This window comes from Streptomyces sp. NPDC091416, assembly GCF_044756845.1.
Classification (GTDB): Bacteria; Actinomycetota; Actinomycetes; order Streptomycetales; family Streptomycetaceae; genus Streptomyces.
In genome coordinates this window covers 232,033-254,939 of the sequence record NZ_JBIVTU010000006.1, presented here as the reverse complement: position 1 = coordinate 254,939, position 22,907 = coordinate 232,033, and the positions used below count along the sequence as shown (strand labels likewise).

The 22,907-nt window shown below is 68.4% G+C and carries 18 protein-coding genes; 11 read left to right on the top strand and 7 right to left on the bottom strand.

The window, feature by feature from the left end; all coding sequences use genetic code 11:
* The first annotated feature begins 435 nt into the window (after nucleotides 1-435).
* A complete protein-coding gene (locus ACIQMX_RS19970) occupies nucleotides 436-1,773 on the top strand; it encodes an MATE family efflux transporter (protein ID WP_363066918.1) in 1,338 nt (445 codons plus the stop codon).
* A gap of 173 nt (nucleotides 1,774-1,946) precedes the next feature.
* Here the strand turns inward: ACIQMX_RS19970 and rplI are convergent, their stop codons facing one another.
* The 4 genes from rplI to rpsF form a co-directional block, all read right to left on the bottom strand.
* Nucleotides 1,947-2,393, bottom strand: coding sequence for a 50S ribosomal protein L9 (gene rplI, locus ACIQMX_RS19965; protein WP_311311380.1), 447 nt, complete (start codon nucleotides 2,391-2,393; stop codon nucleotides 1,947-1,949).
* Nucleotides 2,394-2,410: 17 nt separating this feature from the next.
* Nucleotides 2,411-2,647 (bottom strand): 30S ribosomal protein S18, encoded by a 237-nt coding sequence (gene rpsR / locus ACIQMX_RS19960; protein ID WP_003967857.1) that lies wholly within the window; start codon nucleotides 2,645-2,647, stop codon nucleotides 2,411-2,413.
* A 43-nt stretch (nucleotides 2,648-2,690) separates the two neighbouring features.
* On the bottom strand, nucleotides 2,691-3,308 hold the full coding sequence (locus ACIQMX_RS19955) for a single-stranded DNA-binding protein (RefSeq protein ID WP_363066919.1): 618 nt from the start codon (nucleotides 3,306-3,308) through the stop codon (nucleotides 2,691-2,693).
* A 74-nt stretch (nucleotides 3,309-3,382) separates the two neighbouring features.
* The gene (gene rpsF, locus ACIQMX_RS19950) at nucleotides 3,383-3,673 is read right to left on the bottom strand and encodes a 30S ribosomal protein S6 (RefSeq protein WP_359131588.1); all 291 of its coding nucleotides are present in this window, start codon (nucleotides 3,671-3,673) and stop codon (nucleotides 3,383-3,385) included.
* Between the two features lie 279 nt (nucleotides 3,674-3,952).
* On the opposite strand from rpsF, the gene ACIQMX_RS19945 reads away from it, so the two are divergent.
* The 3 genes from ACIQMX_RS19945 (at nucleotide 3,953) to ACIQMX_RS19935 (ending at nucleotide 6,747) form a co-directional block, all read left to right on the top strand.
* The gene (locus tag ACIQMX_RS19945; RefSeq protein ID WP_363066920.1) at nucleotides 3,953-4,273 is read left to right on the top strand and encodes a hypothetical protein; all 321 of its coding nucleotides are present in this window, start codon (nucleotides 3,953-3,955) and stop codon (nucleotides 4,271-4,273) included.
* Nucleotides 4,274-4,461: 188 nt separating this feature from the next.
* Entirely contained in the window at nucleotides 4,462-5,580 is a 1,119-nt protein-coding gene (locus ACIQMX_RS19940; protein ID WP_219569104.1) for a peptidoglycan bridge formation glycyltransferase FemA/FemB family protein, read from the top strand.
* 135 nt (nucleotides 5,581-5,715) lie between these two features.
* A complete protein-coding gene (locus ACIQMX_RS19935) occupies nucleotides 5,716-6,747 on the top strand; it encodes an alanine racemase (protein ID WP_402479772.1) in 1,032 nt (343 codons plus the stop codon).
* Between the two features lie 28 nt (nucleotides 6,748-6,775).
* Here the strand turns inward: ACIQMX_RS19935 and ACIQMX_RS19930 are convergent, their stop codons facing one another.
* Entirely contained in the window at nucleotides 6,776-8,272 is a 1,497-nt protein-coding gene (locus ACIQMX_RS19930) for a glycosyltransferase family 87 protein (protein ID WP_402479769.1), read from the bottom strand.
* A gap of 155 nt (nucleotides 8,273-8,427) precedes the next feature.
* A complete protein-coding gene (locus ACIQMX_RS19925; RefSeq protein ID WP_402479766.1) occupies nucleotides 8,428-10,812 on the bottom strand; it encodes a transglycosylase domain-containing protein in 2,385 nt (794 codons plus the stop codon).
* A gap of 99 nt (nucleotides 10,813-10,911) precedes the next feature.
* Between ACIQMX_RS19925 and ACIQMX_RS19920 the strand changes: the two genes are divergently transcribed.
* From ACIQMX_RS19920 to ACIQMX_RS19905, 4 genes are all read left to right on the top strand, one after another.
* The gene (locus ACIQMX_RS19920) at nucleotides 10,912-11,052 is read left to right on the top strand and encodes a hypothetical protein (RefSeq protein ID WP_363066923.1); all 141 of its coding nucleotides are present in this window, start codon (nucleotides 10,912-10,914) and stop codon (nucleotides 11,050-11,052) included.
* A 522-nt stretch (nucleotides 11,053-11,574) separates the two neighbouring features.
* Nucleotides 11,575-12,279, top strand: a complete 705-nt coding sequence (locus tag ACIQMX_RS19915) for a PadR family transcriptional regulator (protein WP_328895112.1) — start codon at nucleotides 11,575-11,577, stop codon at nucleotides 12,277-12,279.
* A 61-nt stretch (nucleotides 12,280-12,340) separates the two neighbouring features.
* Nucleotides 12,341-13,423: an inositol-3-phosphate synthase gene (locus ACIQMX_RS19910; protein ID WP_363066924.1), complete on the top strand. Its 1,083-nt coding sequence runs from the start codon at nucleotides 12,341-12,343 to the stop codon at nucleotides 13,421-13,423.
* A gap of 124 nt (nucleotides 13,424-13,547) precedes the next feature.
* A complete protein-coding gene (locus ACIQMX_RS19905; RefSeq protein ID WP_402479761.1) occupies nucleotides 13,548-14,807 on the top strand; it encodes an MFS transporter in 1,260 nt (419 codons plus the stop codon).
* Between the two features lie 106 nt (nucleotides 14,808-14,913).
* On the opposite strand, the gene ACIQMX_RS19900 is transcribed toward ACIQMX_RS19905, so the two are convergent.
* Complete coding sequence (locus tag ACIQMX_RS19900) at nucleotides 14,914-16,356, bottom strand: CCA tRNA nucleotidyltransferase (RefSeq protein ID WP_402479758.1); 1,443 nt, start codon at nucleotides 16,354-16,356, stop codon at nucleotides 14,914-14,916.
* Nucleotides 16,357-16,539: 183 nt separating this feature from the next.
* On the opposite strand from ACIQMX_RS19900, the gene ACIQMX_RS19895 reads away from it, so the two are divergent.
* The 3 genes from ACIQMX_RS19895 (at nucleotide 16,540) to ACIQMX_RS19885 (ending at nucleotide 22,890) form a co-directional block, all read left to right on the top strand.
* Nucleotides 16,540-18,837 carry a DUF6049 family protein gene (locus tag ACIQMX_RS19895; protein WP_402479755.1) on the top strand — a complete coding sequence of 766 codons (2,298 nt, stop codon included), beginning with the start codon at nucleotides 16,540-16,542 and terminating at the stop codon, nucleotides 18,835-18,837.
* A gap of 49 nt (nucleotides 18,838-18,886) precedes the next feature.
* Entirely contained in the window at nucleotides 18,887-21,046 is a 2,160-nt protein-coding gene (gene murJ / locus ACIQMX_RS19890; protein WP_402479753.1) for a murein biosynthesis integral membrane protein MurJ, read from the top strand.
* A gap of 128 nt (nucleotides 21,047-21,174) precedes the next feature.
* Complete coding sequence (locus tag ACIQMX_RS19885) at nucleotides 21,175-22,890, top strand: serine/threonine protein kinase (protein ID WP_363066929.1); 1,716 nt, start codon at nucleotides 21,175-21,177, stop codon at nucleotides 22,888-22,890.
* Nucleotides 22,891-22,907: the final 17 nt, after the last annotated feature.

The window sequence follows — 22,907 nt, the reverse complement described above, 5'->3', positions numbered from 1 at the left end:
CGCGGACCTAGCCGTGCCACTCTTTCTTACGGCACGGCACCGACAAACAAGACGCCCGACTCCGGTTCCGGTGTGTCGGGTTGTGCGGGTTTCCGGGGCCGAAACCAGGTGGGGGCGCCGGACCACGGTAGGCGCCTCCGCACCGTCAGCCAATCTGGTTATCCACAGGGCATGTGGACGACGGACCAGATGCTGTGGAGAACTCCGCAGAACCTGTGCACGGACCGGGGGACAGCACTGTGGACAAACTCATAACCACGCCATCATCACTGGCCTGACCTGCACTTTCTCCATCCACGGGCTGTGGGGGAGAAAAACTTTCCGCGGGAGCCGAAGATCGCGACAACCGGCACATGCCAGAACGTCACTCCATGAGTTCTGTAAGGATCACCAACCGCTTGCATCCATTACCTGTGGAAGATTAGATTGGCTCCCATGATCCAGGCACCGGCAACCCCGCCGTCCCGTCGCAGGCGCCACGACCGCGAGATCGTCGCGCTCGCCGTCCCGGCCTTCGGCGCCCTCGTGGCCGAGCCCCTCTTCGTGATGGTCGACAGCGCCATCGTCGGCCATCTCGGGACTCCGCAACTGGCCGGTCTGGCCGTTGCCGCAGCCCTGCTGACGACCGCCGTGAGCATCTTCGTCTTCCTCGCCTACGCCACCACCGCGGCCGTCGCACGACGGGTCGGCGCCGGCGATCTGCCGTCCGCCATCCGCCAGGGCATGGACGGAATCTGGCTGGCGATCCTGCTCGGCATCGCCGTCATCGCCCTGGCGCTCCCCCTGGCCCCCTGGCTCGTCGAGGTGTTCGGCGCCTCGGACACCGCAGCCCCCTACGCGACCACCTATCTCCGGATCTCCAGCCTCGGCATCCCCGCGATGCTCGTGGTCATGGCCGCGACCGGTGTGCTCCGGGGCCTGCAGAACACCCGCACACCGCTCTACGTCGCCATCGGCGGATTCGCCGCCAACGGGGCCCTCAACGCAGTCCTCGTCTACGGCGCCGGACTCGGCATCGCGGGATCGGCCTGGGGCACGGTGCTCGCCCAGATCGGCATGGCGGTCGCCTATCTCGTGGTCGTGGTCCGTGGCGCCCGGCGCCATGGCGCCTCGCTGCGCCCCGATGCCGCCGGCATCAAGGCCAGTGCCCGGGCAGGCGTGCCCCTCCTCGTCCGTACGCTGTCACTCCGCGCCGTCCTGCTCATCGCCACCGCCGTCGCCGCCCGGCTGGGCGACACCGACATTGCCGCGCACCAGATCATTCTGTCGCTGTGGAGCCTGATGGCCTTCGCGCTGGACGCCATCGCCATCGCGGGCCAGGCCATCATCGGGCGTTATCTGGGGGCCGGTGACACCAAGGGCGCACGTGAGGCCTGCCGTCGCATGGTGGAGTGGGGAATCGCCTCCGGTGTCGTGTTCGGAGCCCTGATCGTTCTTGCGCGTCCGCTGTTCGTCCCGCTGTTCACCAGCGACCAGTCCGTGCAGGACACACTGCTCCCCGCCCTGCTGGTGGTTGCGCTGACCCAGCCGGTCGCCGGGGTCGTCTTCGTCCTGGACGGCGTACTGATGGGCGCCGGAGACGGGACCTACCTGGCCTGGGCCATGCTCGTCACCCTGGCCGTCTTCGCCCCGGCGGCCCTGCTGGTTCCCGTCCTCGGGGGCGGTCTGACCGCACTGTGGTGCGCGATGGCCCTCATGATGCTCGTACGCATGGCGACACTCTGGCTTCGCGCCCGCTCCGGCAGATGGATGGTCACCGGCGCCACCCGCTGAGCCCGCCGCCCGGGACCGGCACACGCGAAGAGACGTCCTGCCTCTCCGGCCGGCGGGTCACCGTTTCAGGTGCGGACCGGTCCGGTTTCACGTGAAACGGGACCGGTCCGCAACGGCGAAGGGCCGCACCCTCAGGGTGCGGCCCTTCACTGTTCTGCTGAGGTGCGGCCCGATCAGGCAGCAACGACCTCGACGCCGAGCTTCGCAGCGACCTCGGGGTGCAGACGCACGGACACCTGGTGTCCGCCGAGCGTCTTGATCGGCGAGCCGAGCTCGACGCGACGCTTGTCGACATCCGGGCCACCGGCGGCCTTGATCGCCGAAGCGATGTCGGCCGGGGTGACGGAGCCGAAGAGGCGGCCGGCGTCGCCGGAGCGAACGGCCAGACGGACCTTCACGGCCTCGAGCTTGGTCTTGATCTCGTTGGCCTGCTCGATCGTGGCGATCTCGTGGATCTTGCGGGCGCGGCGGATCTGCGCCACGTCCTTCTCGCCACCCTTGGTCCAGCGGATGGCAAAGCCACGCGGAACCAGGTAGTTACGGGCGTACCCGTCCTTGACGTCGACGACGTCGCCAGCAGCACCGAGGCCGGAGACCTCGTGGGTGAGGATGATCTTCATGATTCGGTCACCCTCCCTTATCGCGCGGTGGACGTGTAGGGCAGCAGCGCCATCTCACGGCTGTTCTTGACAGCCGTGGCGACGTCACGCTGGTGCTGCGTGCAGTTGCCGGTGACGCGGCGGGCACGGATCTTGCCGCGGTCGGAAATGAACTTCCGCAGCATGTTCGTGTCCTTGTAGTCCACGTACTGGGTCTTGTCCTTGCAGAACGCGCAGACCTTCTTCTTAGGCTTGCGCACAGGCGGCTTCGCCATGGTGTTTCTCCTGTGTGATCAAGAAGTGGGGGTACGAGCTGCCCTAGAAGGGAGGCTCGTCCGAGTAGCCGCCGCCAGAACCGCCGGAACCGCCGGAGCTTCCGCCCCAACCGCCTCCGCCGCTCTGCTGGCCCCCGCCCTGCTGGCCGCCGGACGGCGCGCTCGTGGCCCACGGGTCGTCGGCGGGAGCGCCGCCACCACCCTGCTGGCCACCAGCACCGGGACCGCCGCCCCAGTTACCGCCGCCCTGCTGACCGCCGCCGTATCCACCCTGGCCGCCGCCCTGGCCACCGCGACCGGTGGTCTTGGTGACCTTGGCCGTGGCGCTCTTGAGACTGGGGCCGACTTCCTCGACGTCCAGCTCGTAGACCGTGCGCTTGACGCCCTCGCGGTCTTCGTACGACCGCTGCTTCAGTCGGCCCTGCACGACAACGCGCATGCCTCGCGTGAGCGACTCGGCGACGTTCTCCGCCGCCTGACGCCAGACCGAGCAGGTGAGGAACAGGCCTTCGCCGTCCTTCCACTCATTGGTCTGCCGGTCGAAGATGCGGGGAGTGGACGCGACGCGGAACTTCGCGACCGCCGCACCGGACGGGGTGAAGCGCAGCTCGGGGTCGTCGACGAGATTGCCGACGACCGTGATGACGGTCTCGCCTGCCATGGATGAACCTCTCGGCGGGGATTGCTTCTGGCTGCTTGTTGCTACTCGAACCCGATGACCACTGAGCTAGAAGCTCAGTGCATCTCGGGACGGAGGACCTTGGTCCGGAGGACCGACTCGTTCAGGTTCATCTGGCGGTCGAGCTCCTTGACGACCGCAGGCTCGGCCTGCAGGTCGATGACCGAGTAGATGCCCTCGGGCTTCTTCTTGATCTCGTAAGCGAGCCGACGACGGCCCCAGGTGTCGACCTTCTCAACCTTTCCTTCGCCCTCACGGACGACGGAGAGGAAGTTCTCGATCAGCGGGGAGACTGCTCGCTCCTCGAGATCGGGGTCGAGGATGACCATCACCTCGTAGTGACGCATGTGGAACCCACCTCCTTTGGACTCAGCGGCCACGGTCGTTCCGTGGCAGGAGGGTCGTGATGCGTAAGCAACAGTGTCTCCGAGTAGAACAGCCGCCACTGACAACGCCCTCCTGCGAGGAGGGGCTGGCCGTGCTGGCCTGGGCAGACACCGGTGCAGACCGTACAGCGTACCTGCTGACCGGCTTCCGGTTGAAATCCGGTGGTCAGGAGACGCAATCTGTACACATCGGGTGTGAGCGGCGCCACGAAGCGCCGCCTTTCGGCCAGGAGGTACTCCATGGCACAAGCAATGCGATCCCGCCCCCGCTCCGCCGTCTCGCTCTTCGCGACGGACGGCAAGCCCCACCCGCTCCAGGACACCCTGGTGGCGGTGACGGTGGCTCTCGGCGCCCTCGCGTTCGTGACGGCGATGTTCCACAGCCTGCATCTGATCAGCTCGTGGGCCGGGCTCGTCGGAATCATCACGGGCGGATACGGGCTGTACATCTCCGCCACCACACGGGAGAGGTTCCCGCTGCTGGTCGGCATGGGCGCGGCCGGCCTCGGGTTCTTCCTGGGCATGGCCCACGGCGGACTCTTCGGCGGCGTGATCAGCTGACCCCGGCGCAGCACCGTCCCGGCAGCCTGCGGGGCGGCGCCGTCCACGGACGGGGCCGCCCCGTACGCCGTACCGGGACCGCACGGGTACGACGGGGCCAGACCGCGCGCTTCCCGGTCACAGTAGGCTTCGGCGCGAGAGCCGGAGCCCCTGACCCATGGGGACACACCTGCCGAGGAGCGCCCCGCATGAGCCTGACCCTGAGGACCATCAGCCGAGAGCAGCATCTGGCGTACATCCAGAGTCTGCCCGCGGCCAGTCACATGCAGGTCCCGGCATGGGCGGATGTGAAGGCCGAGTGGCGCTCGGAGAGTCTGGGCTGGTTCGACAAGGGCGGCCAGCTCGTCGGTGCCGGCCTGGTGCTCTACCGGCAGCTGCCCAAGATCAAGCGGTACCTCGCGTATCTGCCCGAGGGCCCGGTCATCAACTGGTACGCCCCCAATCTCAACGACTGGCTGCAGCCGATGCTGGCGCATCTCAAGCAGCAGGGCGCCTTCTCCGTGAAGATGGGCCCGCCGGTCGTCATCCGCCGCTGGGACGCCGCCGCCATCAAGGCCGGCATCCAGGACCCCGACGTGAAGCGCCTGCGCGACGTCGAGGCCACCCACATCGAGCCGCGTGCCTTCGAAGTCGCTGACCGGCTGCGCAAGATGGGCTGGCAGCAGGGCGAGGACGGCGGCGCCGGATTCGGCGACGTACAGCCTCGTTACATCTTCCAGGTGCCGCTGGCCAACCGCTCCCTCGAAGACGTGCACAAGGGCTTCAACCAGCTCTGGCGGCGCAACATCAAGAAGGCCGAGAAGGCCGGTGTCGAGGTCGTCCAGGGCAGCTACGCGGAGCTCGCCGAGTGGCAGCGCCTCTACGAGATCACGGCGGAGCGCGACCACTTCCGTCCGCGTCCGCTCGGCTACTTCCAGCGCATGTGGACGGCCCTCAACAACGAGGACCCCAACCGGATGCGGCTCTACTTCGCCCGTCACGAGGGCGAGAACGTCGCGGCCGCGACCATGCTGATCGTGGGCGGCCACGTCTGGTACTCCTACGGCGCCTCGGCCAACCACAAGCGCGAGGTCCGTCCCTCGAACGCGATGCAGTGGCGGATGCTGCGGGACGCGTACGCGATGGGCGCCACCGTCTACGACCTGCGCGGCATCTCCGATTCGCTGGACGAGACCGATCACCTCTTCGGCCTGATCCAGTTCAAGGTGGGCACCGGCGGGCAGGCGGCGGAGTACCTCGGCGAGTGGGACTTCCCGCTCAACAAGCTGCTCCACAAGGCCCTCGACATCTACATGTCGCGCCGCTGATCAGCCGTACAAGGCTGACGAAACCGGCTTCATTCGTTTCAATGGGCTCGTCCGGAAGCTCCCGAGAGGACGCTTCCGGCAAGCACCGCACACCTCCGACCCCACCGCAGCCACCAGAAAGGTTCCGGACCGGCCATGGCGCTCTCCCTGTACGTCGACACCGCGCGCTGGCGGGCGCACCAGAAATCCGTGCTCGACCAGTTCCCCGGCCTCGTACCGGTCTGCAAGGGCAACGGGTACGGCTTCGGCCATGAGCGGCTGGCCGACGAGGCGATCCGCTTCGGCTCCGACATCCTCGCGGTCGGCACCACCTACGAAGCGGCCCGCATCAAGGACTGGTTCAGCGGTGATCTGCTGGTGCTCACGCCGTTCCGGCGGGGCGAGGAACCCGTGCCGCTGCCCGACCGCGTCATCCGCTCCGTCTCCTCCGTGGACGGCGTGCACGCCCTGGTGGGAGCCCGCGTCGTCATCGAGTGCATGAGCTCGATGAAGCGCCACGGCGTCAAGGAGGAGGAGCTCGGGCAGCTGCACGCCGCCATCGAGGACGTACGCCTCGAAGGCTTCGCCCTGCACCTGCCGCTGGACCGCACGGACGGCTCGGACGCGGTCGAGGAGGTCATCGCCTGGATGGACCGCCTCCGGGCGGCCCGGCTGCCGCTGCACACGATGTTCGTGAGCCACCTGCGCGCCGAGGAGCTGGGCCGGCTCCAGCAGCAGTTCCCGCAGACCCGCTTCCGTGCCCGCATCGGCACCCGGCTGTGGCTCGGCGACCACGAGGCGACGGAGTACCGGGGCGCGGTGCTCGACGTCACGCGCGTCGTCAAGGGCGACCGGTTCGGCTACCGGCAGCAGAAGGCCTCCTCCGACGGCTGGCTGGTCGTCGTGGCGGGCGGTACGTCACACGGTGTGGGCCTGGAGGCCCCGAAGGCGCTGCACGGTGTGATGCCGCGTGCCAAGGGGGTGGCCCGGGCGGGGCTTGCCACCGTCAACCGCAATCTGTCGCCGTTCGTCTGGGCCGGCAAGCAGCGCTGGTTCGCCGAGCCGCCGCACATGCAGGTGTCGATCCTGTTCGTTCCCTCGGACGCGGAGGAGCCGCGGGTGGGCGACGAGCTGGTGGCCCATCTGCGTCACACGACGACCCAGTTCGACCGGCTCGTCGACCGCTGAGGCGCCGGGGCGCCGGCGCGCCGGCCGCTCAGTCGGCGGCCGGTGTGCCCGCCGTACCCCACTCCACCCGCGGTCCTGTTTCGGCGAACTCGGCATGGCGCGGCGGATGTCCCGCCGCGTACCCGAGGACGAAGACGTCCTCGGCCCCGTCGAGGACCCCGCCCGACGGGTCGTCCGAGCCGTCGCGCCGCACCACGTCGTGCTCCGGCATCAGGATGTCCCGTACGACGACGGCGCAGAGGTAGAGCGTGCCCAGCAGATGCAGGACGATCGCCAGCTGATAGCCCTCCGTGGGCAGGCCCTGGTGCTTGTCCCCGCTCGTCGTGTAGGCGAGGTACATCCAGATGCCCAGGAAGTACATGACCTCGCACGCCTGCCAGATCAGGAAGTCCCGCCAGCGCGGCCTGGCCAGGACGGCGAGGGGGATCAGCCACAGGACGTACTGCGGTGAGTAGACCTTGTTGACGAGGATGAACACCGCGACGACGAGGAACGCCAGCTGGGCGAAGCGCGGCCGGCGCGGTGCCGCCAGGGTCAGCGCCCCGATCGCGGCACACAGGCCGACGGTCGCCAGCGTGGAGACGGTGTTGACCGTGGAGACCTCGATGGGTTCGCCGGTGCGCTGGGTGATGACCAGCCAGAAGGAACCGAAGTCGATCGAGCGCTCCTGGCTGAAGGTGTAGAACTTCTTCCAGCCCTCGGGCGCGAACACCATCACGGGCAGGTTGACCACCAGCCAGGAGCCGGCGGCACCGAGCGTGGCCACCGAGAACTCCCGCCACTTCCCGGCCCGCCAGCACAGCATGAAGGCCGGGCCCAGCAGGAACACGGGGTAGAGCTTGGCGGCCGTGGCAAGACCGATCAGGATGCCGAACGCGAGGGGCCGGCTCCGGGACCACATGAGCATCGCCGCGGCGGTGAGGGCGACGGCCAGCAGGTCCCAGTTGATGGTGGCCGTGAGGGCGAACGCGGGCGCCAGCGCCACCAGCAGGCCGTCCCAGGGGCGGCGGCGGTGCGTGCGTGCGACGCACACGGCGATCACGGCGGTGCAGATCATCAGCATGCCCGCGTTGACGAGCCAGTACGCCTGTTCCTGCTCCTGGATGGAGCCGCCCGGGGTGAACCATGCGGCGATCTGCATGAACACGCCGGTGAGGACCGGGTACTCCAGGAACTGCATGTCGCCGGGCAGCCGGTCGAAGTACGGCACCAGGCCCTCTGCGAAGCCGCGTCCGGAGAACAGGTGCGGGATGTCTGAATAGCAGGCGTGGGTGTACTGGGAGCCCGCGCCCCTGAACCACGCCCAGTTGTAGCAGGGCAGTTTCTGCACCATGCCGAGCGCGAACATCCCGATCGCCACCAGCGCGACCGCGCCCACGGGCGTGAGCGCGGTGCTGCCGAGCCGGGTCCAGCGACCCGACCTCCCGCCGATCAGCTCGCTGCCGGCCGCGGCGACCTCGTCCTGGTGCGTGGGCCGTACGACGGACCGTTCCTGGTGCACGCTCGTGTCCTCTGCGCTTGGCATGCCGCACATCCTGCCGTACCGGGCTGTGGAAACGGTGAGGGCCGCCGCGAAACGGTGAGGGCCGCCGCACCCAGGGGTGCGGCGGCCCTCGTCATGCCTCTCGGGTCACCTCGTGCGGGTCGGTTCGGACCCGCGGGTGTCCGGCCGGCCGGGCGTTACCCGCCGCCGCCGATCCAGCCGTTCCCGTTCCCGTTCCCGTTGCCGTTCCCGTTGCCGCCCGTGTCGGGTGACGGGCTGGTGCCGCCGGTGGTCTCGCTGCCGTCCGTGGTCCCGGTGGTGGTCCCCGCGTCCGTGCCGCTGGTCCCGCCCTCGGTGGTGCCCGCGTCCGCGCCCCCGTCGGTCCAGCCCGTGGAGTTGCCGCCGTTGTTGTTCTGGCAGTTCAGGTCCCACGTACCGCAGGTGTCGGTCGGGTCGGGGGTCGGGACGTCGGGGGTCGGCGACGGTGTGGTGGTCTCCGTCTCGGTCGGCGTCGGGGTCGGGGTCGGCGTGGGCGTGGGCGTGGGGCTCTTCGCGCCGCCGCCGTAGACCGTCTCGCCGATCGGCTCCGGCTTCGGGAAGGACAGCTTCTCCTGGCCCTCCAGCGCATCGGCCATGTAGTCGTGCCAGATCTGCGCGGGGAACGACGCACCGTGGATCGACGTCTCGTTACCGGTGCCGTACATCTTCAGGAACTTGCGGTCCTTGTTCTTCTCGTTGTCGTCCAGCCGGTACATGCTGATCGCGGTCGACAACTGCGGGGTGTAGCCCACGAACCAGGCGGACAGGTTGTCGTCCGTCGTACCCGTCTTGCCCGCGACGTCCCGTCCGGGAAGTTTCGCGGGCGTGCCGGTTCCCTTGTCGACGACGTTCTTGAGGACGTCGGTGACGTTGTCGGCGATGATGTTGGAGAAGGCGCTCTTGGCGACCACCTTGTGCTGGTAGACCACCTCGCCGCCCTTCTTCACCTCGGTCACCGAGAAGGGCTCACGCTGCTGGCCGCTGGCCGCGAAGGTGGCGTACGCCCCGGCCATGCGCGTCGCGCTGGGCGAGGAGGTGCCGATGGAGAACGACGGCACGCTCGCGTTCGCCATGTACTTGTCGTCCTTCAGGCCGGCCGCGAGGGCCACGTCCTTCACCTTGTCGGTTCCGACGTCCATGCCCAGCTGCACGTAAGGAGAGTTGGCCGACACCCGCATCGCCTCGCGAAGGGTGACGGGGCCCAGCGAATCGTCCCCGTCGTTGACCTGGAGCCACTCCTTGCCGTTCTCGTCGGTCCAGACGTCGCCGTTGTACTTCTTGATCTTCAGCTTGTTGTCGCCGTTGTAGATGCTCTTCGGCGAGACCTTCGTACGCTGCGACTCGTTCTGCTCGGGGCCGCCCGAGGGATCCCGCTTGCCGTACTCCATGGCGGCCGCCAGCACGAACGGCTTGAAGGTCGAGCCGACCGCGGCGCCGGTGGGATCGGCGTTGCTGGTGTAGTGCTTCGTCGCGTCCACACCGCCGTAGATCGCCTCGATGGCACCGGTCTTCGGATTGACCGACGAGCCGCCGAACTGGACGTGCGTGTCGGTTTTGGGGCGCTTCTTGGGGTCGATCTTCTCGTCGTAGACCCTCTTGACGGCCTTGTTGAGCTGGTCGACCTTCTTCTTGTCGAAGGTCGTGTGGATCTCGTAGCCACCCTGGTCGAGCTGATCGCGGGTGATGTCGTAGTTGTTGAGGAAGTTGGACCTGGCCATCGCGACGAGGTAACCGATCTGGCCGCCCAGCTGAGCGTCCTTCTTCGGCTTGTCGGGCATCGGGAACTCGGTGTACTTGTCGCGTTCCGACTGCTCCATGCGGCCGTCCTTCACCTCCTCGTCAAGGATCCACTTCCAGCGCTTGATCGCCCGTGCCGTGTTCTTCTCCGGCGTCGCCTGGACCGAGTCGACCTCCGTGGCACCCGCGGGGTCGTAGTAGCTGGCCCCCTTGAGCAGGGTGGCCAGGAAGGCGCACTCGCTCGGATTCAACTCCTTGGCGTCCTTGCCGTAGTAGGTACGGGCCGCCGCCTGGATGCCGGAGGCGCCACGTCCGTAGTACGAGACGTTGAGGTACCCGGCCATGATTTCTTTCTTGTCCATCTCGCTGCCGACCTTCAGCGTGATGAAGAGTTCCTCGAACTTGCGGCTCAGGGTCTGTTCCTGGGACAGCCGGGAGTTCTTCACGTACTGCTGGGTGATCGTCGAGCCACCCTGTGTCTGGCCGCCCTTGGCCATGTTGAACACGGCGCGGGCGATGCCCATCGGGTCGATGCCGTGGTCGGTGTCGAAGGTCTTGTTCTCCGCCGAGATGACGGCGTTGCGCATCGCTTCCGGGATCTGGGCGTAGTCGATGATCTGGCGGTTGGCAGCACCGCCGGTGGCCACCATCTGCGTGCCGTCTTTCCAGAAGTAGACGTTGTTCTCCGCCTCCGCGGCCGCCTGGACCTCAGGTTTGGCGACCATCGCGTACGCCAGGCCGGCGAGCCCCATCAGAAGGCCGAGAAAGGCGATGCACAGCCCGGAGACCAGCTTCCACGACGGCATCCACCGCCGCATGCCGTACCTGCCGGCGCGCGGGTAGTCGATGATGCGCTTCTTGGCGGGACGCTGGCTTCCGCGCCCACGCCCACGGCCGGGGCCCTCATGGCCGCCGTCCCCGCCTCCACGACGTCGGCCACCGCCGCCGCCGTCGGAGCCGCCGCGGCCACCGCCGCGCTGCGCGGCCCGTCTGGCCGCGGCGCGCCCGCCGTACGGGGAATCCTCGCCGTAGGAACCGGAAGGTGATTCCGACGTTACTCCGCGTGACGGCTCTGCGCGACGCCCAGAGGACTGCTGGGCGGCTCGTCTGGCCGCGGCACGCCCGCCACCTTGCGGTTGCGGCATCTTGCGACGGTGCTCGCTCATCGAACGACTACTCCTCGGGCAGGCGAGATCGCCTGGAAGCGGCAGCTGAGATCCGGTCCCCCCGAATTACGGACCAGCCCTGCGACAGGCTCATCCGCAGTGCATCCGGTCAGTCCGCGAAAACTGACGCGCTCGGACGTCACACGGTTCCCGGTGGTCTGCATGCCGCACAGACTACGCACGGTCAAAACCCTCCTGGGGCCGAACTTCACCCCAAATTACGCAAGTCGGTTGCTACGAATTAGCGATGTGACGCCGCTCACTAAGGCCCCCCTTGTCGCAGCCCTCACTCCGATCTATCGTGCTGATGTATCGAGTCGATACATCAGCTCGGTACATCGACTCGGTACATCGGCTCGGCACAGGGTCACGCGAGAGCACTCGGAGAAGGAGGAGGCGAGGTTGAGCAGACGCTCAGGCATCCTCGAGTTCGCCGTCCTCGGACTGCTCCGCGAGTCCCCGATGCACGGCTACGAGCTGCGCAAGCGCCTCAACACCTCGTTGGGGATCTTCCGTGCCTTCAGCTACGGGACCCTTTACCCCTGCCTCAAGACGCTGGTCGCCAACGGCTGGTTGATCGAGGAGCCGGGGAATGTTCCGGCAGATCTTCCGCCCGGCGCCGGCCGTGCGGTCGCCCCCGCCTCTTCTCTGGCAGGGCGCCGCGCCAAGATCGTCTACCGGTTGACGGCAGAAGGTAAGGAGCACTTCGAGGAACTGCTCTCGCACACCGGCCCCGACTCCTGGGAGGACGAGCACTTCGCTGCTCGTTTCGCCTTCTTCGGGCAGACGGAGCACGACGTGCGCATGCGGGTGCTGGAAGGCCGTCGCAGCCGGCTGGAGGAGCGCCTCGAGAAGATGAGCGCCTCTCTGGCCCGCACCCGCGAGCGCCTCGACGACTACACACTTGAGCTGCAGCGACACGGCATGGAGTCCGTGGAGCGCGAAGTGCGCTGGCTGAACGAGCTCATCGAGAGCGAGCGGTCGGGACGGGATCAGCGACGATCCTCGCCCGAGGGCTCAGCTCAGCAGAACACCGCAGGAGAGCCGGACGGCCTGCCCCGGCGGGGTAACAACCCGCCGGATCCGTCCGGCGACACCGCCAAGTGAGGTTCCCGCAGATCCGCGGGTCCTCATCAGGAACATCCATTACACACAGGGAGCAACCGGAATGGGTTCGGTTCGCGTAGCCATCGTCGGCGTGGGCAACTGCGCCGCCTCGCTGGTCCAGGGCGTCGAGTACTACAAGGACGCCGATCCGGCCGGCAAGGTGCCCGGTCTGATGCACGTCCAGTTCGGCGAGTACCACGTGCGGGACGTCGAGTTCGTCGCCGCCTTCGACGTCGACGCGAAGAAGGTCGGACTCGACCTCTCGGACGCCATCGGCGCCAGCGAGAACAACACCATCAAGCTCTGCGACGTGCCGAACGCCGGCGTCACCGTCCAGCGCGGCCACACCCACGACGGCCTGGGCAAGTACTACCGCCAGACCATCGAGGAGTCGGCCGAGGCCCCGGTCGACATCGTCCAGATCCTCAAGGACCGCAAGGTCGACGTCCTGGTCTGCTACCTGCCCGTCGGTTCCGAGGTCGCTGCGAAGTTCTACGCGCAGTGCGCCATCGACGCCAAGGTCGCGTTCGTCAACGCCCTCCCGGTCTTCATCGCCGGCACCAAGGAGTGGGCGGACAAGTTCACCGAGGCCGGTGTCCCGATCGTCGGCGACGACATCAAGTCGCAGGTCGGCGCCACCATCACGCACCGCGTGATGGCGAAGCTGTTCGAGGACCGGGGCGTCGTCCTGGACCGCACGATGCAGCTGAACGTCGGCGGCAACATGGACTTCAAGAACATGCTCGAGCGTGAGCGCCTCGAGTCCAAGAAGATCTCGAAGACGCAGGCTGTCACCTCGCAGATCCGTGACCGCGAGCTCGGTGCGGACAACGTCCACATCGGCCCGTCGGACTACGTGGCCTGGCTGGACGACCGCAAGTGGGCGTACGTGCGCCTCGAGGGCCGCGCCTTCGGCGACGTTCCGCTGAACCTGGAGTACAAGCTCGAGGTCTGGGACTCCCCGAACTCGGCCGGTGTCATCATCGACGCCGTCCGCGCCGCGAAGATCGCCAAGGACCGCGGCATCGGCGGCCCGATCCTCTCCGCGTCCTCGTACTTCATGAAGTCCCCGCCGGTTCAGTACTTCGACGACGAGGCCCGCGAGAACGTCGAGAAGTTCATCCGCGGTGAGGTCTCCCAGTAACGTCACCTGACACGGTGCATCGGCGCGGCGCAGTGAGGAGCGGCAACGCTCCTTGGCTCACGCACCATTGAGGGTCCCCGGGCAATCCGCCCGGGGACCCTCAACGTATGTGACCCTTGCTCCCATGCCCGTCGTGCGTGACCTGCGCGTACTCCTGCGCCTTCGGAACTTCCGCCGCCTGCTGGCCGTGCGGATCCTGTCCCAGTCGGCCGACGGCGTCTATCAGGTGGCCCTCGCGGCGCACGTCGTCTTCTCCCCGGAGAAGCAGGCCTCCGCCGGCGCGATCGCCTCCGCGATGGCCGTACTGCTGCTGCCCTACTCGCTCATCGGCCCGTTCGCCGGTGTACTGCTGGACCGCTGGCCACGCAGGCAGGTCTTCCTCTACGGCAACCTGCTGCGTGCCGCACTCGCCTGCTGTACCGCGCTCCTGATCCTCGGCTCAGCCCCCGACTGGCTCTTCTACGCCTCGGCGCTCTGCGTGACCGCGGTCAACCGCTTCGTCCTGGCCGGCCTCTCCGCCGCACTGCCACGCGTCGTCGACCGGGACCTGCTGGTGCTGGCCAACTCGCTGTCACCGACCGCGGGCACTCTCGCCGCCACGGCAGGCGGCGGCCTCGCCTTCGCTGTCCGCCTGGCCCTCTCGGACTCCGACGCCGCAGTGGTGCTCCTGGGCGCCGGCCTCTATCTCGCCTCGGCACTGGCATCCCTGAGCCTCGCTGCCGGACTGCTGGGCCCCGACCGGAGCGAAGGCCACCTTCGCCTGCGTACGGCGCTGGCTGTCACCGCTCGCGGACTGCGTCACGGATTGAGCCATCTGGCAGAGCGAAAGAACGCTGCCCGGGCGCTGGCCGCCATGACGGTGATCCGCTTCTGCTACGGGGCGCTGACGGTCATGCTCCTGATGCTGTGCCGGTACGCCTGGACCGACAACGATTCCGATGGACTGGCGCTGCTGGGGCTCGCGGTCGGGGTATCCGGTGCGGGTTTCTTCACCGCCGCGGTCATGACTCCCTGGGCCGCAGGCCGACTGGGAAGGTTCCGCTGGATGACGGTGTGTGCCGCGGCGGCCGCTGTCCTTGAGCCGGCCCTCGGTCTCTGGTTCAGACCCGCCCCCATGCTCGCAGCAGCGTTCGTACTCGGCCTGGTCACCCAGGGAGCGAAGATCGCGACGGATACCGTGGTGCAGACGTCAGTGGACGACTCGTTCCGCGGCAGGATCTTCTCGCTCTATGACGTGCTGTTCAACGTGGCCTTCGTGGGCGCCGCTGCGGTATCCGCGCTGATCCTGCCGGCAGACGGGAGATCGGCCACGGTGGTGGCCGGCGTCGCCCTGCTCTACGCCTTCGTGGCCGTGATGCTGTGGCGGTGGAGCAGGACCGACTGACGGCGGTGTTTCACGTGAAACACCGCCGCCGACGTATCCGCTGTTGGTCATGTTTCACGTGAAACATGACCAACAGCCCCCGCGGACCGCGCGGGTCTTCGCGAGCTCAGCTCTGCGCTGCCCACCACTTCTTGAGCTCTGCGACTGCCGTGTCGTGGTCCATCGGCCCGTTCTCCAGACGCAGTTCGAGCAGGAACGCGTACGCCTTGCCGATGACCGGCCCGGGCCCGACGCCCAGGATCTGCATGATCTCGTTGCCGTCCAGGTCCGGCCGGATCGAGTCCAGCTCCTCCTGGTCCTGCAACTGGGCAATGCGCTCCTCGAGCCCGTCATAGGTCCGCGACAGAGCACTGGCCTTGCGCTTGTTGCGCGTGGTGCAGTCCGAGCGGGTCAACTTGTGCAGCCGCTCCAGCAGGGGACCCGCATCGCGCACATAGCGGCGGACCGCCGAATCGGTCCACTCCCCGTCGCCGTACCCGTGGAAGCGCAGGTGCAGCTCCACCAGCTTGGCCACGTCCTTGACCATGTCGTTGGAGTACTTGAGGTCGGTCATGCGCTTCTTGACCATCTTGGCCCCCACCACTTCATGGTGATGGAACGAGACCCGCCCGTCCTTCTCGAACCGTCGGGTCCTCGGCTTGCCGATGTCGTGGAGGAGGGCGGCGAGACGCAGAACGAGGTCCGGGCCGTCCTGCTCCAGGTCGATCGCCTGCTCCAGGACGGTCAGGGAGTGCTCGTACACGTCCTTGTGGCGGTGATGCTCGTCACGTTCCAGCCGGAGCGCGGGGAGCTCGGGAAGGACCTGCTCGGCCAGTCCCGTGTCGACGAGGAGCGCGAGCCCCTTACGGGGGTGCGAGGAGAGCAGGAGCTTGTTGAGCTCCTCCCGGACCCTCTCGGCGGAGACGATGTCGATCCGGCCCGCCATCTCCGTCATCGCGGCGACAACCTCCGGGGCCACCTCGAAATCGAGCTGCGCGGCGAAGCGTGCGGCGCGGAGCATACGCAACGGGTCGTCGGAGAAGGAGTCCTCAGGCGTTCCCGGGGTGCGCAGCACTCGCTCCGCCAGGTCATCGAGGCCACCGTACGGATCGACGAACTCCTTCTCCGGCAGCGCGACGGCCATCGCGTTCACCGTGAAATCGCGCCGGACGAGGTCGTCCTCGATGGAATCGCCGTAGGAGACCTCGGGCTTCCGCGAGGTCCTGTCGTACGCCTCCGACCGGTATGTGGTGACTTCGATCTGGTAGCCGTCCTTCTGCGCGCCCACCGTGCCGAAGGCGATCCCGACCTCCCACACCGAGTCCGCCCAGGGCCTGACGATCTTCAGCACGTCCTCGGGGCGCGCGTCGGTCGTGAAGTCCAGGTCGTTCCCCAGCCGGCCGAGGAGTGCGTCCCGGACCGACCCGCCGACCAGCGCGAGACCGAATCCGGCCTCCTGGAATCGGCGGGCGAGATCGTCGGCGACCGGGGACACCCGCAGCAGTTCGCTGACTGCGCGGAGCTGCACCTGGGTCAGGGCGCTGGAGTTGTCTTCGTTGGCGTTCGGCACAACAGAAAAGGGTACGTGCCCGGACCGGCCCGGGCGTCATGGTTTCCGTTCACCCTGCGAGACGCTCCCCCTCATGTGACCCACTCCCTGGCACTTGACCGCGGCGCAGATCGTTACCATGCGGGGACGCAGCGACGGAGACAACGATCGAGCGCAGCTGACGACGACGAGGGACGGATACGCGTGGCCGAGGCGGCAGACAACCAGGGGACCAGTCCCTCTCCTGCCCGTCGGTGGCTGCGGCGCACAGCCGCCGTGCTCGCCGGGGCCCCGCTCGTCGCCGCTCTGCTGGCAGGGGCGGCCGCCCCGCAGGCGCAGGCCGGCGTGGCGAGCAAGGCTCCCACGGGCTCCAGCACCGTCTCGGTATCCCTGGACACCCTGACGCCGAGCGCCCCGGTGAAGGGGGACACACTCACCGTCTCCGGCACGCTGGTCAACAAGGGCAAGGCAGCCGTCACCGACGCGCAGGTCGATCTGCGCGTGGGCCCGCGGCTCTACAGCAGGACCTCGATCGACGCGGCCGCTCAGCGCACGGGGTACGTCCCGGGGGTGGACCCCTACCCGGTCGGCGGCAAGTACACGGTCAAGATCCCCAAGCTTCCCGCGGGCATCAGCCAGGACTTCACGCTGTCCGTGCCGGTCAGCAAGCTGGACCTCGGCGACGACGGCGTCTACCAGCTGGGCGTCTCGCTGTCGGGTCGGACAGCCGGTGCCCAGTACGACCACGTGCTCGGCATCAAGCGGACCTTCCTGCCCTGGCAGAACAAGGACAGTGACACCAAGACCGGCATCAGCTACCTGTGGCCGCTGATCGCGTCAGCGCATCTCACCGCGGAGACCGGCTCCGACGAGCAGCAGACCCCGGTGTTCGCCGATGACGACCTGGCCGCCGAGATCGCGCCGGGCGGCCGCCTCGAACGGATGGTGTCGCTCGGCAGCCAGTTGCCCGTGACCTGGGTCATCGACCCGGATCTGCTCGCCAGTGTCGACGCCATGACCAAGAGTTATCGCGTCAAGTCGGGCGACACCACGGTCGCCGGGACGAACCAGGCGGTGGCCAAGAAGTGGCTCAGCTCGCTGGAAGCGGCCGTGGCCGACGGCAAGGTCGTCGCGCTGCCCTTCGGGGACCCCGACCTGGCTTCCATCGCGCATCGCGGCAAGAACGTGTCAGGCACGCTCAGCCACCTCCAGACGGCGAGCGAGGTCGCCGGAGTGACGGTGGAGACGATCCTCCATCAGAAGCCGTCGACCGACTTCGCCTGGCCCGTCGACGGAGCGATCGACCCGTCCATCGTGGATGTCGCCACCTCGACGGGTGCCCACAACGTGATCGCACGCAGCGACAGCCTCCAGGACACCGCCGGCCTGTTGTACACGCCGACCGCCGCGCGGCCCATCGGCGGCGGCACCACCGCGGTGGTGTCCGACGCCCGGCTCTCCAAGGCGTTCCAGGCCGACATGGCGAAGGCCGGGGACTCCACGCTCGCCGTGCAGAAGTTCCTCGCCCTCACGCTCGCGCTGTCCGAGCAGGACACGGACAAGGACCGAAGCATCGTCGTGGCTCCCCAGCGGATGCCGACCGTCGCCCAGGCCCAGTCGATGGCCCGCGCGCTTCACGCCCTCGACGACGGGCGCTGGACGGAGTCCCAGACCCTTCTTGAGGCAGCGGCGGCGAAGCCCGACGCCGAGGCGACGACCACGGTCCCCCGGACGTCCCAGTACCCGAAGAAGCTGCGCAGCCAGGAGCTGCCCACCCAGGCCTTCCAGGACATCAAGTCCACCCAGGCCTCCCTCGACAACTTCCAGGTCGTCCTCACCCAGCCCGAGCGCGTGGTGACCCCCTTCGGCAACGCCGTCAACCGGTCCATGTCGACGTCGTGGCGCGGCAAGCCCCTGGAGGCCCAGCAGTACCGGGACTCGGTGCGCACCTATCTGCAGGGCCTCATCAACGAGGTCCAGCTGATCTCGAAGTCGGATGTCACCCTGTCCGGCCGCAGCGCCACGATTCCCGTGACGGTGCAGAACAGGCTCCTCCAGGACGTCGATCATCTGGTGCTCCGGCTGAGGTCGGAGAACGCGACGCGTCTTGAGCTGAACGACGGCGGCGCCGTGGCGGAGCAGCCGATCCAGATCGGCGCCGGCCACAGCCAGTCGGTGAAGTTCGACGCCGCGGCCAACATCAACGGTCAGGTGCAGATGACCGCGCAGCTCTACACGGATGACGGCAGGCCGTACGGTGCGGAGATGGCCTTCACCGTGAAGGTGTCGGAGCTCACCCCCACCGTGCTGCTCGTGATCGCCGGTGGCCTCCTGCTCCTGGTCCTGGCCGGAATCCGGATGTATGCACATCGCAAGCGCGCCAACGCGGGCGGCGCGGCGGGTGACGACGGCAGTGAACCCGAGCAGCCGAGTGACCCGACGCCGGACACCGGTCCCGAAAGCGCGGAGCCGTCCGGCACGGGTGAGAAAGTGGACCGTTGAGCGATGTCTGTCGTGGCCGGTCGGCCGGGGACGATGAGGTGGGGTTTCGATGAACGCGCCGTACGACGGTGACCGCGGTCAGGGTACGGGCGGAGCCGGGTATCCCGGAGGGCCACCGGTGCCCCCGGGTCCGGAGCAGGTACCCCCGGCCCCGGACCCGTATCTGCAGGACGCGTACGACTACGACCCCTACCGGTCCCAGGATCTCTCCGCCCAGGACCCGGTGAGCGAGGCGCTGTACGACCGCGCCGCGCATCCGCCGCCGCCTCCGGGGACCTACCAGCAGCCGCAGCCGCTCTACCAGCAGCCGCCGGCGGCCCAGTACCCGCCCGATCCGCGGATCTGGGCGCAGACACCGCCCCCCGAGCCGGACGGCCCGTCGCGCCATCTGCCGTACGGGGACGACGCCGCCACCACCCAGTTCGTGGGCCTCGACGATCTCGTGACCCAGGCTTCGACGAACCGCGAAGAGCCGGACGCCTTCGCGCACCTCTTCCGGGACCAGGAGGGCCCGGCGGGTACCCCGGCCCCCGACCGGCCCGAGCCGGTGCCCGCACCCGCGCCGCCGAAATCCGGCGGTGGACGGGCGTCCAGCCTGCTGAAGTCCAGCGCGGTCATGGCCGCCGGCACGCTCGTCTCACGGCTCACCGGCTTCGTCCGCAGCCTGGTGATCACCGCGGCGCTCGGCGCGGCCCTGCTCGGCGACAGCTTCACCATCGCTTACACACTGCCCACGATGATCTACATCCTCACCGTGGGCGGCGGTCTCAACTCGGTCTTCGTCCCGCAGCTCGTCCGCTCGATGAAGGACGACGAGGACGGCGGCGAGGCCTACGCCAACCGGCTGCTGACCCTGGTGATGGTCGCGCTCGGGCTGATCGTCGCCGTGGCGGTCTTCGCCGCGCCCTTCCTCATCCGCCTGATGTCCTCGACGATCGCCAACGATCCCGCTGCGGACAACGTGGCCACCACGTTCGCCCGGTACTGCCTGCCCACCATCTTCTTCATGGGCGTGCACGTCGTCATGGGCCAGATCCTCAACGCCCGCGGGAAGTTCGGCGCGATGATGTGGACCCCGGTCCTCAACAACATCGTCATGATCGTCACGTTCGGCCTGTTCATCTGGGTGTACGGCACTTCGCACGAGTCCCAGATGGGCGTCACGACCATTCCGCCGGAGGGCGTCCGGCTGCTGGGCATCGGCACCCTGCTCGGCCTCGTCGTCCAGGCCCTGGCCATGATCCCGTATCTGCGCGAGGCCGGATTCCGCTTTCGTCCGCGCTTCGACTGGAGGGGCCACGGGCTCGGCAAGACGGTCAAGCTGGCCAAGTGGACGGTGCTGTTCGTCCTCGCCAACCAGGCCGGTGTGCTGGTCGTCACCCAGCTCGCGACCTCGGCGGGCAAGGCGTCCGGCCAGAACGGGGCGGGCTTCCTCGCCTACTCCAACGCTCAGCTGATCTGGGGCATGCCGCAGGCGATCATCACCGTGTCGGTCATGGCCGCTCTGCTGCCGCGTATCTCCCGTGCCGCCCACGACAACGACCCGGGCGCGGTCCGCGACGACATCTCCCAGGGCCTGCGCAACTCGGCGGTGGCCATCGTGCCCGTCGCCTTCGCCTTCCTCGCCCTGGGCGTGCCGATGTGCACCCTGCTCTACGCCTCCAGCGGCCCCGAGGCCGCCCGCTCCATGGGATTCATCCTGATGGCCTTCGGCCTCGGACTGATTCCCTACTCCGTGCAGTACGTGGTGCTGCGCGGGTTCTACGCGTACGAGGACACCCGGACACCCTTCTACAACACGGTCATCGTCGCCCTCGTCAACGCGGCCGCCTCGGCCGTCTGCTACGTCGTGCTGCCCGCCCAGTGGGCCGTGGTCGGCATGGCCGCCTCCTACGGGCTCGCCTACGCCGTCGGCGTCGGCATCGCGTGGCGCCGGCTCCGCAACCGCCTGGGCGGCGACCTGGACGGCGCGCACGTCCTGCGTACCTACGCCCGCCTGTGCCTCGCCGCGATCCCTGCGGCAGTGATCGCCGGCGGTGTCGGGTTCGGCCTTCTCCACATGCTCGGTGACGGCGCCGCGGGCTCGCTCCTGGCTCTGCTCTGCGGTGGGATCGTGCTGCTGGGAGTCTTCGTCGTCGCGGCGAAGCGGATGCGGATCGAAGAGATCAACGGCATGGTCGGCATGATCAGGGGAAGGCTCGGCCGCTGAGGATCACCGGCCCGCACAACCATCGTCGGTTCCTGCGTGTCGTGCATGGTGCCGGAGTGTGGGCACAATTGGCGTGACTGTGCGGGGCTGGCTGGCATCGCCCAACGGATGGGGAGGCAGGAACGACGGTGGCGGAACGTAGCACGGCTGCTGTCGACGTGGCCGACAACAGCGGCGACAAGCCGCTGGCCGCGAAGGCGGACGAGGCCACGAGCGACGGTACGGCAGAAGCTCAGGATTCAACGGGCACGAGCCCTCAGGACGCGGAGGGTGAGCCGAGCGGCTCCGGAGACACCGTGCCGACCCCTGATCTGCACAGCGGTCACAAGCTTGCCGGGCGCTACCGGCTCGAGGAGTGCGTCACCCGTCTGGACGGGTTCAGCAGCTGGCGCGCCGTCGACGAGAAACTGCGTCGCGCGGTGGGAGTGCACCTCCTGCCCGCCGACCATCCACGGGCTCGCTCCGTGCTGGCCGCGGCCCGTTCCTCCGCCCTTCTCGGCGACCCCCGCTTCGTGCAGGTCCTCGATGCCGTGGAGGAGAACGATCTCGTCTACGTCGTCCACGAGTGGCTTCCGGACGCCACCGAGCTCACCGCCCTCCTGGGCGCGGGGCCGATGGACGCCCACGACGCCTACCAGCTCGTCAGCCAGCTCTCCCAGGCCATGGCCGCCGCACACCGCGAGGGCCTGGCCCATCTGAGGCTCACGCCCGGAGCGGTGCTGCGCAGTTCCTCCGGCCAGTACCGCATCCGCGGGCTCGCGGTGAACGCCGCGCTGCGGGGGATCACCTCCGACGGACCCCAGCGCGCCGACACCGAGGCCATCGGGGCCCTTCTGTACGCAGCACTGACCCGGCGCTGGCCCTACGAGAGCGATGCCTACGGTCTCACCGGCCTTCCCAAGGGCGTCGGCCTGATCGCACCCGACCAGGTGCGGGCAGGGGTCCACCGCGGTCTCTCCGAGATCGCCATGCGGGCGCTCGCCAACGACGGAGCCACGGCCTCCCGCCAGGAGCAGCCGTGCACCACCCCGGACGAGCTCGCCAAGGCCGTCGCGGCCATGCCGCGCATCCGTCCGCCCGAGCCCACGTTCACCGCCCCGCCGGAGTACCAGCGGACCACGTACCAGCAGGGCACCTACGGGCGTCCGGCCGGCCCCGGCAACGGCGCCACCCAGCCCGTCACCGTGCCACCCGCCCCGCTCCAGAGCCGCACCGGGAAGGTCCTCAAGTGGGCGGTGTCCGCGCTGCTCATCGCAGCCCTGGGTCTCGGCAGCTGGCAGCTGGCGGAGACGCTCCTGGACCGCGACAAGGGCTCTGACGATCCGGGCACGACGCAGACCAATCCGGAGAACGGCGACCAGCCGAAGCCTCGGCCCGCCGTGGCCCTGAAGATCGCCGGTGCCACGGAGTTCACGCCCAGCGGATCGGGCATCAGCCAGGACGACGCTCCGAACACCGTCGACGGCAAGCCGGGCACATCCTGGATCACCCCGCGCTACGAGGGTTACCCGAATTTCGGCAACCTCGCGCCCCGAAAGGACGGCAGCGGGATCGTCGTCGACCTCGGCAGCGTGCAGGACGTCTCGGGCCTCGACATCACCATGTACCGCAGCGGGCAGAAGGCGGAGGTCCTCGCAGCCGACGAGAGCGCCTCCGGGCCGTCCTCGCTGTCGGACTTCCCGCAAAGCCTCACGCAGCTCGCCACTGTGGGCAGCAGCCTCAAGGAAACCCTCGCCAAGCCGGTGCGGACGCGGTACATCCTGATCCACATCACGGAGCTCCCGCCGAGCGAGACGGGCAGTGGATATCGCGGAGGTATCTCGGAGATCTCCGTTCTCGGCTGATCACCCCTCCCCCTCCC